Source organism: Micromonospora sp. ATLC16, from assembly GCF_057196645.1.
Genome location: NZ_JBXUOW010000023.1, coordinates 63,498 through 78,236, shown reverse-complemented (window position 1 = coordinate 78,236; position 14,739 = coordinate 63,498). Strand labels below are relative to the sequence as shown.

The 14,739-nt window shown below is 69.4% G+C and carries 13 protein-coding genes and 3 pseudogenes; 9 read left to right on the top strand and 7 right to left on the bottom strand.

Annotated features, from left to right (window positions below):
* Window positions 1-607: transposase (locus tag AC2CHE_RS12645; protein ID WP_484505090.1), on the top strand; the 607-nt coding region annotated here is incomplete at its 5' end.
* Here the strand turns inward: AC2CHE_RS12645 and AC2CHE_RS12640 are convergent.
* Window positions 551-1,057, bottom strand: a complete 507-nt coding sequence (locus AC2CHE_RS12640) for an NUDIX domain-containing protein (protein ID WP_484505099.1) — start codon at window positions 1,055-1,057, stop codon at window positions 551-553. The genes AC2CHE_RS12645 and AC2CHE_RS12640 overlap by 57 nt on opposite strands.
* A gap of 327 nt (window positions 1,058-1,384) precedes the next feature.
* On the opposite strand from AC2CHE_RS12640, the gene AC2CHE_RS12635 reads away from it, so the two are divergent.
* On the top strand, window positions 1,385-1,831 hold the full coding sequence (locus tag AC2CHE_RS12635) for a zinc-binding dehydrogenase (RefSeq protein ID WP_484505098.1): 447 nt from the start codon (window positions 1,385-1,387) through the stop codon (window positions 1,829-1,831).
* Between the two features lie 61 nt (window positions 1,832-1,892).
* On the opposite strand, the pseudogene fbiC reads toward AC2CHE_RS12635, so the two are convergent.
* Window positions 1,893-2,192 (bottom strand): annotated as a pseudogene (gene fbiC, locus AC2CHE_RS12630) (7,8-didemethyl-8-hydroxy-5-deazariboflavin synthase); the annotation flags it as partial.
* Window positions 2,117-2,377, bottom strand: a complete 261-nt coding sequence (locus AC2CHE_RS12625) for a hypothetical protein (RefSeq protein WP_484505089.1) — start codon at window positions 2,375-2,377, stop codon at window positions 2,117-2,119. The gene AC2CHE_RS12625 and the pseudogene fbiC, both read right to left, overlap by 76 nt.
* Window positions 2,378-2,978: 601 nt before the next feature.
* On the opposite strand from AC2CHE_RS12625, the gene AC2CHE_RS12620 reads away from it, so the two are divergent.
* Both AC2CHE_RS12620 and AC2CHE_RS12615 read left to right on the top strand, forming a co-directional pair.
* Window positions 2,979-3,881 (top strand): ParA family protein, encoded by a 903-nt coding sequence (locus AC2CHE_RS12620; protein ID WP_484505088.1) that lies wholly within the window; start codon window positions 2,979-2,981, stop codon window positions 3,879-3,881.
* A gap of 14 nt (window positions 3,882-3,895) precedes the next feature.
* Window positions 3,896-4,300: a hypothetical protein gene (locus AC2CHE_RS12615; RefSeq protein ID WP_484505087.1), complete on the top strand. Its 405-nt coding sequence runs from the start codon at window positions 3,896-3,898 to the stop codon at window positions 4,298-4,300.
* On the opposite strand, the gene AC2CHE_RS12610 is transcribed toward AC2CHE_RS12615, so the two are convergent.
* The 3 genes and pseudogenes from AC2CHE_RS12610 to AC2CHE_RS12600 form a co-directional block, all read right to left on the bottom strand.
* Window positions 4,272-6,425 carry a HelD family protein gene (locus AC2CHE_RS12610; RefSeq protein WP_484505086.1) on the bottom strand — a complete coding sequence of 718 codons (2,154 nt, stop codon included), beginning with the start codon at window positions 6,423-6,425 and terminating at the stop codon, window positions 4,272-4,274. The genes AC2CHE_RS12615 and AC2CHE_RS12610 overlap by 29 nt on opposite strands.
* Window positions 6,426-6,529: 104 nt before the next feature.
* Window positions 6,530-7,054 (bottom strand): annotated as a pseudogene (locus AC2CHE_RS12605) (CotH kinase family protein); the annotation flags it as partial.
* Complete coding sequence (locus AC2CHE_RS12600) at window positions 6,970-8,091, bottom strand: DUF1996 domain-containing protein (RefSeq protein ID WP_484505085.1); 1,122 nt, start codon at window positions 8,089-8,091, stop codon at window positions 6,970-6,972. The pseudogene AC2CHE_RS12605 and the gene AC2CHE_RS12600, both read right to left, overlap by 85 nt.
* 316 nt (window positions 8,092-8,407) lie before the next feature.
* Between AC2CHE_RS12600 and AC2CHE_RS12595 the strand changes: the two genes are divergently transcribed.
* The 5 genes from AC2CHE_RS12595 (at window position 8,408) to AC2CHE_RS12575 (ending at window position 13,846) form a co-directional block, all read left to right on the top strand.
* A complete protein-coding gene (locus AC2CHE_RS12595) occupies window positions 8,408-8,617 on the top strand; it encodes a DUF6582 domain-containing protein (RefSeq protein WP_484505084.1) in 210 nt (69 codons plus the stop codon).
* Window positions 8,618-8,803: 186 nt separating this feature from the next.
* On the top strand, window positions 8,804-11,278 hold the full coding sequence (locus tag AC2CHE_RS12590) for a hypothetical protein (RefSeq protein ID WP_484505083.1): 2,475 nt from the start codon (window positions 8,804-8,806) through the stop codon (window positions 11,276-11,278).
* On the top strand, window positions 11,275-12,288 hold the full coding sequence (locus AC2CHE_RS12585; protein WP_484505082.1) for a phosphotransferase family protein: 1,014 nt from the start codon (window positions 11,275-11,277) through the stop codon (window positions 12,286-12,288). The genes AC2CHE_RS12590 and AC2CHE_RS12585 overlap by 4 nt, the downstream gene beginning before the upstream one ends.
* A gap of 157 nt (window positions 12,289-12,445) precedes the next feature.
* Window positions 12,446-13,171 carry a hypothetical protein gene (locus AC2CHE_RS12580; RefSeq protein WP_484505081.1) on the top strand — a complete coding sequence of 242 codons (726 nt, stop codon included), beginning with the start codon at window positions 12,446-12,448 and terminating at the stop codon, window positions 13,169-13,171.
* Between the two features lie 15 nt (window positions 13,172-13,186).
* Window positions 13,187-13,846 (top strand): hypothetical protein, encoded by a 660-nt coding sequence (locus AC2CHE_RS12575; protein ID WP_484505080.1) that lies wholly within the window; start codon window positions 13,187-13,189, stop codon window positions 13,844-13,846.
* A 276-nt stretch (window positions 13,847-14,122) separates the two neighbouring features.
* Here AC2CHE_RS12575 and AC2CHE_RS12570 read toward each other — a convergent pair.
* Window positions 14,123-14,511, bottom strand: a pseudogene (locus AC2CHE_RS12570) (hypothetical protein); the annotation flags it as partial.
* Window positions 14,512-14,739: the final 228 nt, after the last annotated feature.

Below are 14,739 nucleotides of genomic sequence, written 5' to 3'. Positions count from 1 at the left end.
CGTGGCCGGCGGGAAAACGGTAGCGGCGCAGCGGCAGGCGTGGCTGGTCTTCGAAGACGAGGCCGGTCAGACGCTGCGCCCACCGAAGGCACGCACCTGGGGACGACGCGGACACACCCCCGTGGTCCCGGTGTCGGGCAAGGGCTCCGGCCGCGTCTCGATCGCCGGGCTGACCTGTTACCGGCCCGGCCAGCGGTCCCGACTGATCTACCGCACGATCACCCATCGCGGCCGCAAGAACGAGCGCCGCAGCTTCAGCGAACGCGACTACATCGCCCTGCTCGATGCCGCCCACCAACAGCTCGACGGCCCGATCGTGTGCGTCTGGGACAACCTGAACACCCACGTCTCCGCCGCCATGCGGCAGATGATCGACGCCCGGGACTGGCTGACCGTCATCCGGCTACCGGCCTACGCCCCGGACCTGAACCCGACCGAGGCAGTGTGGTCCCACCTCAAACGCAGCATCGGCAACCTCGCCGTCACCGGCGTCGACCACCTCCTCGCGATCATCAAGAACCGGCTCAAGAGCATCCAGTACCGCACCGACCTACTCGACGGGTTCCTCGCTCACGCCGGACTGACCCTCGAACCCGACATAACCTGACAATTCAAGATCTGTAGCGGCGATCGCCGCAGCAACCCGCCGAGCCAGGCGAGGGATCAACACCGCGCCCAGGCGTTCCGGCTCGACGAACTCAAACCGGTCGAGCTCGTCCGGGCACAGTCGCATCGCCGCGACCTGGTCCGCCGTCAGCACCCCACCGTCGAAGACGAACATGAGTCCGCCGTCCCACGGTGGGTTCGCCGGCACCCAGTCGACGCACAGCAGCGCACCTGCGGGTATCGACAGGCCCAGCTCCTCTCGGATCTCGCGGGTGCAGGCGTCTGCCGGGGACTCGTCCGGCTCCACGGTTCCGCCGGGAACTTCCCACACGTCCTTGTAGGCCGGGTGGACCAGCAGCACCCGGCCGGCCTGGTCGCGGAGGATCACACCGGCCGCCGCGCGGACCCGCGTCACGCTGGCGATGTAGGACAGATCCGCTTTGGTCGGCATCTCGGCCACGCGACCGACCCTACGGGCTCGCCCTCGGTGCATCGCCGTTCCCGAAGGACGACGCGGCAACGCTCCCCCGGACGTTGTTACGGCGAGTAACCATCGCATCTGTGCGAGGCGTTGCATCGTCAAGTCGGCATGGCCTTGTCTCGGGCCTGTGAGAGATCAGCGCTGCAACAGAGCGCCTCTCTTGGAGATGCATCAGCTCCATCCCAACAACACCGGTAACACCGCCAATGTGTTCGACCGATTCCTCGGCTGGCCCACCCAGCACCGCAGCCGCCGCCCGCCTACGGCCGACCCGCAGACACCGGAGGAGACATGAGCGTGCGCGACACCGGGGTCATCACCGCACTGGGAAGTCCTGCGATCGCCGGCAGCTTTCACACCCTGGTCCTACAGCCCACCAGCTTCTGCAACCTGGACTGCACCTACTGCTACCTGCCCAACCGGCGGTCTCGCCGGCTGATGTCCGTGCCGGTCGCCACGGCTTGTGCGCGGTCGATCGAGCAGCAGCAGGACAGTGGCCATCCGGTGAGTGTCGTCTGGCACGGCGGCGAGCCGACCAGCACATCCATCGACATTTTTCGAGATCTGCTTGCCTCGTTCGAGCCGCTGCGGAACACCGGTAACCCAATCAGGCACCGCCTGTACTCCGAGGGCAAGCTGGTCATCGAGGTCGCCAGCACCGTGCCGCTCGGGCAGGCCGCCGAGGCGCACCGCCAGGTCGAGACCGGCCACGTGCGGGGCAAGGTGGCACTGATCGCCGACTGACCAGTCGCCGTCACGACGCAGCTCCGGGCGGTCGCCGCCCGGAGCTGCGTCGTACCCGTGCTCAGTGGTGCCCGATCACCGGCAAAAGGGCCCGCTCAAGTGTCGCCGGTCCTGCCGCCGCCCGCCGCTCGGCGGGCACCTCTCCGTAGAGCGTGGTCCGCTGCCGGACCGGACGGCCCAGCGGCGCGCAGATCTCCCGCAACTGCGCGACGCTCTTCGCGGAGCCGTGCGGGCTGCCCGCCATGCGGCTGATCGTCTCGTCCATCAGCGTGCCGCCCACGTCGTTCACACCCCCGGACAGCATGAGGCGGCTGCCGTCCACACCGAGCTTGACCCAGCTCGCCTGGATGTTGCGGATCCGGTCACCTCGCCGCCGACAGCCTCGGTGCGTAGTGCGTCCGCCAGCGCGCAGAGCTGCTCCAAACCCGGCCCCTCGGCGGTCATCAGCGTCAACGCGTCCCGCTCACCGAGCCCCGCCGGGTCCCGCTCGGCGCGCAGCCGGTCCCGGACCGGCTCCAGGAACACCGGCCGCAGCGCGGCCGCCACGTCGCTGTCGAGCCGGCCTCCGGCCGGCGCACTGGTCGCCCTCGCCTGCTCCCGCTACGCGTCCCAGTCGCCGTACACCTCGGAGAAGTCGGAGCGACGTCGGTCCTCGGCCGGTCGGCGGTCGACGTCGAGGTGCAGCCCCGTCCGTCCACTCGCATGCCAGCCGTCCGCTGGTTCCTGCCAGGCGATCCCGGTTGGCCGGCGGCCCGGCACCGACAGCCCGGTCTCCGGGTCAGCAAGGCCCTGACCTGTTGGTTCACACTGGATCGGGGCCTTTTTCGGGTGCGGCGGCGGCTGGTGCTCTGTGGGCAGCAGGCGATCACCGTTTCTCGGGCCCGCGCTTGGGCCGTGATGTCAGGCCACGGCGCGCAGTGCGGCGGTGCAGGCGATCGCCGCGACGATGCGGACCCACGGGGCGCTGGTGCGATCCGCTCGACTGCGGCAACGGCGCCCGTGTGCGCAGCTACGTGCGGCGCCACCGACGTACCGGTTGGGCCCGAGCGGCCCCGAGGATCCCTGCCGAGAGACGACAACGTCGCAGGGTGCTCGCCTCGACCGGGGCTGCCGGTTCCTGCGACCATGTTGCGATGCGGGGACCGGCATGAGCATCACGTCCGTCATCAACTACAAGGGCGGGGTCGGTAAGACCACGATCACTATGAACCTCGGCGCCGAACTGGCCGCCCGTGGCCGCACGGTGCTGTTGATCGACCTGGATCCGCAGGCCAGCCTCACCTTCTCGTTCTATCCGGCCGCCGAGTGGGAGACCGACCTGGCGTACGACAGGACCGTCCTGCAGTGGTTCGGCTCGGTGCTGGCCGACGAGCCGACCGGCGCGCTGCACCCGTACGTGCTCACTCCGGAGCCGGTCAACGCGCTGCTGCCCGACGGCGGCCGGCTCGACCTGATCGCCTCCCACCTGCAGCTCGTCGACGTCGACCTGGACCTCGCCGCAGCCCTCGGGGGGTCGCGGTTCCAGCACGGCAGCCCGCACTTCCTGCCGCTGCATCGGGCGCTGGCCGACGCGCTCGCCGCCGACGAGTTCGCCGGATACGACGACATTCTGATCGACTGCGCGCCCAACTTCACAATGGTCACCCGGACGGCCATCGTGGCCAGTGAGCACATCCTGACCCCGGCGAAGCCCGACTACCTGTCCACGCTCGGCATCGACTACCTGCGCAGCAAGGTCTCCGAGCTGGTCCGCGACTTCAACCGGGTGGCCGCCCCCGGCCCGACCATCGACCCGCAGTACCTGGGCGTGGTGTTCACTATGATCCAGTACGCAGGGGGTGGCCCGATCACCGCGTCCCGCAACTACATGCGGCTCACCGACAACCTGGAGGTCCCGGTGTTCCGGCAGACCATCCGGGAGAACAAGACCCTGTTCGGTACGGCCGGTGAACGGCACCTGCCCGCCGTGCTGGTGCCGAACGCCAACGACAAGGTGCAGTACGAGCTCCAGCAGCTGGCCAGCGAGTTCCTGGCCCGCACCCGCCCCTAGAAGGAGAACCACCGGTGTCCGACCCCGCCGACCTCGCCCACTCAGTACTCCTGCGGGTGGCGGAGTTCGTCCGCGCGCTGTCCGCAGACCAGCTCGCCGCGCTGGCCGACGGCACGGCGAAGCTCGCCGTCGTCGACAAGGCCCGGCCCGCCGCGCGGACAACGGCGGCTTCGGCCGGCCTGGACATCGACCGGGTCCGCACCGACCTCGCGGCGATCGGCGACCGGGCGGCCGGCGCCCGCTACCTCGCCGACCTGAAGCTCACCGTGACGAAGCTGCGGGCGCTGGCCAGGGAGCTGGGCATCGCCGTGCCCAGCAAGGCCAAGAAGGCCGACATCGAGCAGAACATCCTGCAGTGGACGGTGGGCCGACGGCTAGACTCGGCCGCCATCAGCCGTCCGTCGGCCGCCCGGAACTGACCGCGTCCTGCGGCAGCAGGGTGGCCCGTAGTTCGGCCAACACGTCGGCCCAGAACGCCGGCGGCGCTGCGCCGCGGAGCTGACCGGCGAGATGTTCGGCCAGCCGGTGCGCCTCCCGCCGGGTGAACGTCGCGCCCGCCTGGTTGGCCATCGCGGGCCGGGGCCGGACTGGCGCGTCCAGCGGCACCGGGTCGCTCGTGCAGACGATGTCCAGGTGCCCGGTCGTGCGCGTCAGCGCCACGTACAGCAGCCGGTGCCCGCGTTCGTCACTGGCCACGATCTCCACCGGTTCGACCACCACCACCGCGTCGAACTCCAGGCCCTTGGCCTCCTGTGGGCTTATCAGGTTGACCGCACCGCCCAGCTCGCCCCGGTCGGCGCTGCTCCAGGCCACCCCGTTCGCCGCCAGCGCCGCCTCGACTGCTCGCCGCTGCCGGGGCGGGCACACGATGCCGACGAACCGGCCGGCGTCGGCGTGCTCCCGCGCCACGGTGACCGTCCGGCCGGCCAACTCGGCCAGACCCACGCGATGCACGCCGGTGTCCGCCGGCCCGTCCCGAATCACCTCCACCGGTGTCACGCCCGGCGCGGCCACCGGCAGCAGCGGCGCCGCCGTCTCGTACGCCTGCCGTGGTACGCGGTAGCCGTACCGCAGGGCGGTGATCCCCGCCGGGTGCACGGTCGGCAGGTGGGCGAGCACCTCGTCCCACGAGTCGCGCGCCCAGCTGCCGGTGGACTGGGCGAGGTCACCGACCACCGTCAGCGACCCGGTGGCGCTGCGGCGGGCCACCGCGCGCAACTGCATCGGGGAGAGGTCCTGTGCCTCGTCGACCACCACGTGCGCGTACCGCCGGCCGGGCCCGTCGATCAGGTGCGCCAGCTCGTCCAGCAGGGGCAGGTCCGCCGCTGACCAGGTTTCTCGGGACAGCCGGTCCGCGCCACGCCGGTGCAGCGCGGCCACCTCCGCCGGGGTGAACTCCTCCCTGGCGGCTGCCCGCAGCCGTGCGGTGGAGCCCAGCAGGTCGCGCAGGAACCCGGTCGGGATCTGCGGTGGCCAAAGCCGGTCGGTGAGATTGTCGACCGCCTCCGAGCGGGCCGGGTCCAGCCCGGTTCGGGCGGCGACCAGGGCGGTGAGCCGGTCGCGCAGCAGCCCATGGCGGCCCCGGTACGGCAGGGCCGCCGCCCGTGCCACGGCGAGCGCCTCGGCCACCTCGGCACCGGGCAGGGTGACGAAACGACCGCCGACCAGCAGCCGCTCGGCCGGGTCCGGGGCACCGACCCGGGTGTCCAAGGCTCGGGCCAGCAGACCAGCCATCCGCGCCTCGCCCTTGATCCGGGCGACCGCGTCCCCTTCGGTGCGCCCGCGTGGCGCGTCCGGGGCGAGTCGGCCGATGTCGCGCAGCTGCACCCCGTCGTCGCCGAGGGTCGGCAGCACCTGCCCGATGTAGCGCACGAAGGTCGGGTGCGGTCCGACCACCAGCACGTCTGCTGCCGACATGTCGTCTCGGTGCTGGAACAGCAGCCAGGAAACCCGGTGCAGTGCCACGGCGCTCTTGCCGGTGCCGGGACCGCCCTCGATCACCAGTACCTGGTCGCGCGGGGCGCGGATCAGCGCGAACTGGGCGGCCTGAATGGTGGCCACGATGTCGCGCATGGTGCCGGTGCGACCACGGGTCAGCTCCGCCAGCAAGCGCGCGTCCACCGCCTCGGCGATCTCGGCGAGGATGGTGTCGGTGATGTCCTCGATGGTGTTGCCGACGCAGGTGAAGGCGCGCTTGCGGCGTACCCCCGCGGGGTCGTCGGGGGTGGCCTCGAACCAGCCGGCGGCGGCCGGCGCGTGCCAGTTGACCACCAGCACCTCGCCGTCGGCGTCCCGGATCAGGTGCCGCCCGACGTAGCGGATGTCGCCCGCCTCGTCGTCGATCCGACCGAACGCCACCGCCTCGTCCGCCGCACCCAGCGCCCGCTCGACGGCGTCCGCGTGCCGGCGCAGGTGGGCGGCGGCGCTGGCGTGAGCGGCGGCGGACGGCAGGTGCCGGAGGCCGTCGCGCCGCCGGTCGCGGTGCTGCGCCGCCGCGTCGAAGTACGCCTGCTCGGCGGCGATGTGGGATTCCCTGGACTCCACGCGGCCCCTCCCTCACGCCGGCCGGTCCAACCGACGGTCGAACCACCGTACCGGTTGGACCCCCGGGTTTTGGGGGCGCGGAGGCCCCGGCGCCCCACCATGGTCACCGCTGCTGAGAGGTCGATGAAGGAGTCGACGTCGATGTACTTGCGGTATCCGGTAATCGGGTCGGCGAAGTTCCACGAGTGCAGCACGTCGTTGAACTCCTGAATGTGACCGCGTAGCCAGTCCCGTTGCTGCGGTTGCAGCGGCGACGGGTCGGCGACTTCGAGGTAGTTCCAGCAGGTGGCGGCCGGCCCGGTGCACGGCAAGATGGGCTCCTCGGCCGCCATCCACTCGAACTTCGAGATGTACCCGCCCTGAATCTTCGGCAGGGTCAGGTCGTCGGAGTCCAACTGCTTGAGGTCGAGGCGATTCTTGGAGTTCTTGATCGTCTCCATGAACATGTAGACGCCCATATAGTCACTGGCACCTACCGGGGCGGCGTCCGTGTTCAGATAGAACTCGACAAAGTTGTAGCGCGGGGCGGAGGTCCCTGCCGGCCCTACCGCTGATAACCGTAGTTGTCGCAGGTCCGGCGGCCCTGGATGCAGTTCTTGGTGCGCTTGTTCATGGCGGTGACGTCCCACATCACGAGGGCGTCGCCATGCATCGACGAGGCGCTCTTGCCCGCCTTGTCAGAGGAGAGGTAATAGCCGGCAGGCGTGCCCTTCGCCGGGTACTGGATGTCGAAGGTGATCGCCGGTATCCGGACCGGGTGGCTGCTCGGGCAGGAGTCGCCGCTGCCGTACGCCACATGGTCCTTGTGGTTGGGGCTGTCCAGGTGCTTGCCGTCCCAGCAGTCGGGGAACTGCAGCATGAAGTGCAGCGTCGCGTCGCCGCCGCAGATCGGCCAGTTGCCGTTGCTGCTGCGGGCGATGCCGTCGAGGTCACCGGGGCCGTAGAAGGCGCAGTAGAACTGACCGGTCGCTCCGCGCGGTGTCGGCTGCTTCTTCTTGGCGTCACCGGAGATCATGCGCAGACCGTTGGGCATGGGCATCTGGCCGGCCGAATTCTTCGCGAGCGAGCGGTAGTAGACCCGGAAGCCCGTGGTCTCGACCGGCTTTCCGGTCCCGTTGTCGTAGAGGGTCGGCACCCAGTACGCGGAGTGGTCCTGGACCGGCTTGCAGGAGGTGGCGGTGAACTTCGTCAGGTCACTGGCGACCGTGTTCGCGTCGACGGCCTTGTTGCCGACGAACGAGTGCATGTGTGACGCGCCCGGGAGGCCGGGGGCGACGATCGGGTCGTCCGGCAGCCGGTGGCTGTACTGGCAGTCCGCCCGGAACTCCGGGAGGTCGCCGACACCGGCCGGCACTGGGTCGATCTTCAGCGCCCGGTACGCGTCGGCCTGTGCCTTCCAGGCCGCAGGGTCGATCGGAATCCAGCCGGTCGTGGGGGCCTTCGGTGCGGCAGCGGTCGATGGCGTCGTGCTGGTCGACGGGGCTGTGGAGGCCGAGGGCGTCGCGGTTGCCGACGGTGCCGGTCCGGTCGACTCGGCCTGCCCGGCCGACGGCGACGGGTATCCGAGGGCGTTGGCTGCGTTCGACGGCTCGGGCTGCGTTGCGCTGGTGCCCAGGTACACGCCCCCGGCCGCGAGGACGAACGCGACGGCGGTGCCTGCGGTCACGCCGAGCTTGTTACGGACGAACCATCTCGGGCGGCGATGGCGGGACGGCGACGGGCCTTCGTGCGACAGGGTCACTCCCAACGAACAACGAACAGAAAGAAGGCGGACCCGGACGGTCACGGCCGCCGTATCGTAGGCGCTCGCCGGTCAGCGGCGACAGCTTTCTAAGCCTTCCTTAAGAAGCGTACGTCGTCCGGCCTGATGCCTGCGCGACGAGGTGACACCGGGCGACGAGTGGGTGATGACGGGTGATGAAGTCGGCCCTTGAAGCCCCACGAGAAGCACGGCGGCCTGACGGACGAGGACAAGCGCGAGCTTGCCGGAGACCGTCTTCGCGTTCCCCGGCAAGCGCAAGCAGCCGATGACCGACGCGAGCCACGTGCGCAATGCCGTCGCCCGCTTCGACCAGGTGCAGGGCGTCACCGACGAGGACCGCGACCTGGCCTTCCAGAACATCCCCGCCGCCGCCAAGCACTACGGCGTCGACGTCGCCGAGATGAACTGGCGCCAGCTGCAAGATCTGTAGCGCGATTGTGGTGTTTGGGGAGCCGATCCCGGAGTTCCTCCAGTGAAGGGAAAGCGCGACTTAACGTTGAACTGTCCGGAGGGTGGCAGGCAGCGGATCGATGAGCGTGTTGCCCCCTGTCGGTAGAGTCACGGTGCATCGGTCGTCACGCGACCACGTAGCGCATGACCCTGAAGGGACTGCGGGATGCCGCTGGAGCCGAGGTTTCGCCGAGTGGCCGCGCTGCGCCGACGGTTTGTCAATCGGGAGTCCATCCTGGAGGCGTACGCCGAGGAGCTGGTGAAGGTCGGCGCGGGCATTCGCGTGCTCAATGTCGTCGGGGTGGGAGGCATCGGCAAGTCAAGGCTGCTGCGCGAGTTGCGCGACCGGGCCGGTGAGGGTCGCCGCACGGCCACTCTCGATCTCCAGGTGCCCGCCATGCGTCAGCAAGAGGACGCCCTCGCCGTGCTGAGGGTCGAGCTGGGCAGGCAGGGCGTGCGGTTCGACCGTTTCGACATCGGCTACGCCGTGTACTGGCAGCGGCTGCACCCACATCTGCGGCTCACGGCCAAGGAGCTGCCGTTCATCGAGGAGAGCGAGGCCCTCACCCAGATCCTCGATGACGTGTCCGGGATTCCGGTGTTCGGCACGGCTATCGGCCTCGTGAAGTTGGCGGAGCGGGCAACGACAGGTGTTCGCCGTCGGCGTCGAATCCGGATCGACGACACCTTGCGCTCACTCGACGACCTTTCCAACGTCGACCTGGCCGACGCCGTCACCTTTGTGTTCGCCGAGGACCTACGGGAGGCGAGCGCCGAACGACCGTACGTCATCTTCGTCGACGCGTACGAGGCACTGGTGTCGGCTTCGGTCCGGGCTGGCCGCGCATCGATGCTCGACGTCTGGCTGCGTGACCTCGTGGCGCAGCTCGACCGGGGCCTCGTGGTGGTAGCCGGCCGCGAGCCGCTGGGCTGGCACGCGTACGATCCGAGCTGGGCCGCGGTGACCCGCCAGTGCCGGGTCGATGGGCTGCCGATGAATGCCCGGTTGGAGCTGCTTACCGAGAGCGGCATCGCCGATGCGGCGGAGCGGGACGCGATCGCCCGGGCAAGTGCCGGCCTTCCGTTCTATCTCCATCTGGCTATCGACACCTGGACCGCCACCGGCGATCCGGGACGCGCTGTCTCCCCCGAGGAGATCATCCAGCGCTTCCTGCAACACGTGGGCGGCCAGGAGATTCGCACCCTGGAATTGTTGAGCATTCCCCGGATCTTCGACTTCGAGATCTTCCAGGCACTCGCCGATGCGTTCGACCTGCCTCGGCACCGTCCGGCCTGGGAGTCACTCACGGCGTACTCGTTCGTCTATCCGGCCGGCCAGCACGGTCATCGGCTGCATCAACTCATGCGGTCCGCCTTGAGCACGCACGTATCGTCGGCCACAGCCCGCGACGTACACCGGATCCTTCGCGGCATCTGGGCGGACCGGTCCGGCCAGGCAGCACGCACCGAGGACGGGGTGGCGACCAGGGCTAGGGCTATCCGGGAGACCGCCTACTCCGCGCTGCACGCCGGGGATATCGACGGCGCGGGACTGCTGGAGTACGCCGACCAGGCGCTGAACTGTGGTGGTAAGCAGGCGGTGGACGGGGTGCGGCGTGATCTCCAGGAGTTCGTTGGTGAGGCCGGGGACGTGCTCGAGTTGGCCACCACACTGCGATGCATGGAGGCCGAGGAGGCCGTCGTGCTGGGTGACGCGCCGGCCGCTACGACGCTCACGTCGATGCTCGACTGGCCGGTGAATGAGGTGGTGGGTGCCCGGCTGGCGCTCGCCGCCGCCCACGGACGCCGGATCGGCGGTGCCACCGAGGCGGCCCGTCGGTTGTTCGCCAAGGTGTGGGATAACCACCCGGGACCGGTACGGCATCGAGCGGGCGTCTTTCTCGCGGACATCGAGATGTGGCAGGGCCGATTCCGGGATGCGTTCGCCATGTCCGAGCAGATCCTCGCCGGTTGCTCTGAGGACGATGCGGTGCTGCGCGGAGACGTGGCCCGGCTGCTGCACCTCGGGCACCGGTTCGCCCTCGACTTCCCGGCCTCGGAGCAACAGTGGAATCGCGCCTACGAGTTGTACCGACGGGCGGACACGGTGGTGGGGCTGGCAAATCTCAAGACCAACCGCGCCGAGTTGCTGGCCTGGACCAACCCGGCGGACGCGGTGCCTGCCGCCATGGCCGCGATCGAGGTGCAGCGCACCATGGGCGCCCAGCACGAGATCGGCAAGGCCTTCACGGCGCTGGCCATCGCACAACTCCGGCTCGGCCGGTACGACGAGTCGGCCGGCTCGTTTCGAGCCGCCGCCGACGCCTTGGACAAAGCGGGATACCGCTCGGGCCGTGCTCGGGCGGAGCTGTACCGAGCCTTTCTTAACGTCAGGCGGGGCCGCCGTGCCGACGCTGTGGACGCCGCGCGGTGGGCCGTTGCCGAGCTGATCGAGGCGGAGGTCTACCCGAACCTGATCGTTTTGGCTGGGCAGTTCCTCGAGGCCCTCGGCGAACGCGACCAGCGGGTTACAGACGCGGCTGCGGTGGCCCGCGACCAGATCGATGCGCTGGACTCCCTCGCCGCGTTAGAGGAACGTGGCAGGCAACTGGTGGCGGCGCTCCTGGAGGAACAGCCATGACGTGGACGGGGATCTACGACCGGGCCCGGTCCCAGGTGGATGCCGCCGCCGGCTACTACAACCACAACATCCGCGTCGAGGTCGAGTCGGGACCGGTCATCGTCCGGATCCCCATCCACGGTGCAGACGTCATGGACCTGCGGCTGTGGCGCGAGGAGGACGTGCTGCCGGCTATCGCGCCGTACGTGATCCAGGCGCCGCGGCTGCTGTTCCTCAGCGAGGAGCCGGCGTTCCAGATTCACCAGTTCATCGCCGGAGACGTGCTCAACGACATCGCACCGCGCGGCACCGCCTGCCCCCCGCACGTCCCGGATGACGTGGCGAGGCTGTTCCGGCAGCTCGTCGACGTTCCCGGAGACAAGCTGCCGCCTATCCCCGACGACTGGCCAGCCGACGGCGACAGCGCCGGCTTCGGCCGCCGTCTCACCCAGGTCACCCAGCGGATCTACGACACATTCGTTAACGAGTACCGGCCGCTATTCGACAGGTTCGGCATCCCGGACGACCCGCTTGCTGCGCTCGACCGAATGTGGCCCACGCTCACTTCCCGGCCGTTCGTCTGCGTCCACGCCGACGTGCACCGCAAGAACATCATAGTCGACGACGGCACCAGTGTGTTCCTGGACTGGGAGCTTGCCCTGTGGGGCGATCCGGTCTACGACCTCGCTGTCCACCTTCACAAAATGGCGTATCTGCCTGCCGAGGAGATGGTTTTGCTCGACCATTGGCAGGCTGTGATGCCGGCCGAGCATCTGGCCCGGTGGAAGCCGGATCTCGACGGATATCTCGGCCACGAGCGGATCAAATCATCCATTGTGGATGCCGTCCGGTACGCGCAACTATTCGTCGCGGGCGGACCGTATCCGTATCCGGAGGATGACATGATCCGGTCGATGGCCGGCAAGCTCAACGCCGCCCGGCCGCGGTGGGGCATGACGGCGCCGATCGGTCTGGACGACGTTCGCGCGGGGTTCGCCGACTGGGTCGTCGCTCACCACTCCCATTCATGACGGCCAGACGCGCCGCAGTAGTCCCGCACGCTCATGTATTCGCCCTCGCCTGGGCGCGGCAGTGGTCGCCGAGGGCTGACGACGTAATCGCGAGGCGGCCACCGCGTGATCGTCTCGATGGATGTTGGCTAGGCTCGTGGCGACGGGGGAGGTCCACATGTCATCGCGCACGGGGGCGAGTGCGTTTCTTGCGGTGGTGTTGTCGGTTGTGCTGGCCGGTTGCGGCACGGATGGCGGCACACAACCGCCAGCCGGACAGAGCCCATCGGCAGCGACCGCCGCGCCGGCGGCCAGCGAGGTGGCCGCCTCGGTTGAGCCCGAGGCCGCGCCGGTCAATCCCGTCGAGGTGCTTGCCCGCAATACCCGACGTGCGTATGCGGCGTGTGGCGGCTGCGGAGGAGTACTCGCCCTCTCCGGTGCCGACCTGCAGGCGGCGATCGACTCCCTGGTCGCCGAGCACTCCAAGCAGGCCGGCCCGGCACTGACGCGAAAGAACGCCGAGCTTGCCCTTTACGGGCCGGTCGGGACGACGCCGAAGGTGGCCGGGGACAACGTCCAGGGGAACGACGTGTTGTTCTACGACGCGTCGGGCAAGCTGGTGCTGGGGCGCCAGATCAAGACATTCGCCGGCAAACCGAATCAGTTTCCGGGCCGGCTCAGCGATGCGGCTCCCAACATGCAATACGACGGAGAGCTGCTGGTTCAAGTAGCGCCCGGTGTCGACGCGGCGGCGGTAGAGGGCATGATGAAACGCTTCTGGGGCAACCGCTCCGATGCACGGCTGGCCGCCTACCAGAACATGTGGGTGGCGTTCCGGTCTCCGGACGGAAGGCCGCTGGGCTTGTGGATGCCAGGCGCGCGTGGCATGGGCGTGCCGGGCTGAACGGGGGGACGACCTGTGGGGATAGACGCCAGCCTGTTCTGCCTCTGCCGGCGAGTCCGCCTCTTTCTCGGCAAGCCGGTCCGCAACTCGTGGGACGACATCATCTACTTCGCCTACGCGCACCCGAACGCGCCCAACCACAGTCAGTCGCGGGAGATGTCGGGGGCGTTGTGGAAGATCTTCGCTGAGCATGTCGGCCACCAGTTGCAGGTGATCTACGACTCTCAGTTGGAGTACGACGAGATGTGGGAGCCGCCTGGGCCGCCGACCAAGATCGGCGGCGACGAGCCTGGTGACATCGACTTCGATGACTACCTTGCCGATTGGCCAGAGGATGATTTCGCCGACTACCCGGATAGCGGCTGGGATGTGTCGAAGGTCGGCTACCTGGCGTGTTTCCGCTGTCGGGAGCGGCTCTGCCTGGGGCAGGCGGTGCGCGATACCGGCGGTCGGGTGTTGTTCTTCCACCGTGGTGGTGCGGAGGCTCCGGCCAACTCCCGGCAGCCGGTGCTCAACCGGGCGGCGTGGCGGTTTCTAGCCCGCCACGCCACGCACGAGCTGCCGATCCTGGTCGGCCCACCGTACGACCGGGACCTCGACGGTTACGTCGAGATCGGCGGCCAGCGGCCTGACGATGTTCCGTTTGACGACTACCTGGCCAACTGGCCCGGGTAGGCCGGGCGCAGACGACGATCTGCAGGTGGCCGCCGCTCACAGCCGGATCCCAGCCCTTCGCGCGAAGTCGACGACGGCGGTGCGGGCGGAACCCTTGGCAAGGAGCGCCAGGTCAGCGGCGATGCGTTGGACGGCTGGGCGGCAGCGGATCTCCTCGGGTGCCACCTCATACGCGGTGCGCAGCGCGGTCAGGCCGTGGTCGTAGCGCCCCCACTGGGTGTAGGCGACCTGCCTTCTCTGTGCGCCCTGAGCACCGGTCCTGGCGGGTTCGAGTGCAGGCAGCAGCGTTGCGTTCGAATGGCGTGGCGAGACGAGCGCGTCGAGTAGGGACGCGACGCTGGGCGAAGCGGCGGCGCTGATTGTCGCCCCGCGTAGCAGATCTCTTCGGCGCACGTCACCATCGAACCCGAGTCGCCTTGTCCGTCACCGCCAGTGTCCGTATCCACGCCGCCATTTGGCAGCGTGGTGCCCGCGGTTGCACCGCTGGTGCCCGTCGCCAGCAGGGCCTCGAAGCGTTCCCGCGCGTCGGGTGTGGCTCGGGCCAGCACGGTGTCCAGCGCAGCCTGCATGTCGGCGCGCGGAAGGACCTCGTCGCCCTGGCTGCTCCATTTGGCCACCGTCCGCCGGGCCGCGCCCAGGTGTTCGGCGAAGGCGGTCACGCTCATCCGCAGCGCGTTGCGCAGCGCGTTCGCCTCCCAGCCGGTCAACCCCACGGGCCGCGACGGGCGACGGTGGTCGATCTCACCTTGCCGACGGGCCGGTGGCGGGTGCTGTCCCCGGCCGCCCGCCTGGCCTGCTTGGCCGGTGGCTCCGACCCGCACCGGCATCCATGGGCGTCGCTGAGGCCGACTTCACCGACGTCGGGCACGAGGTGCTGCGCGGCGGACACGTCC

What these genes read in the sequence shown, in the direction of transcription:
- AC2CHE_RS12640 (WP_484505099.1), bottom strand. Translation starts at nt 1,057, where the DNA reads ATGCCGACCAAAGCGGATCTGTCCTACATCGCCAGCGTGACGCGGGTC.
- AC2CHE_RS12580 (WP_484505081.1), top strand. Translation starts at nt 12,446, where the DNA reads ATGTCATCGCGCACGGGGGCGAGTGCGTTTCTTGCGGTGGTGTTGTCG.
- AC2CHE_RS12620 (WP_484505088.1), top strand. Translation starts at nt 2,979, where the DNA reads ATGAGCATCACGTCCGTCATCAACTACAAGGGCGGGGTCGGTAAGACC.
- AC2CHE_RS12585 (WP_484505082.1), top strand. Translation starts at nt 11,275, where the DNA reads ATGACGTGGACGGGGATCTACGACCGGGCCCGGTCCCAGGTGGATGCC.
- AC2CHE_RS12590 (WP_484505083.1), top strand. Translation starts at nt 8,804, where the DNA reads ATGCCGCTGGAGCCGAGGTTTCGCCGAGTGGCCGCGCTGCGCCGACGG.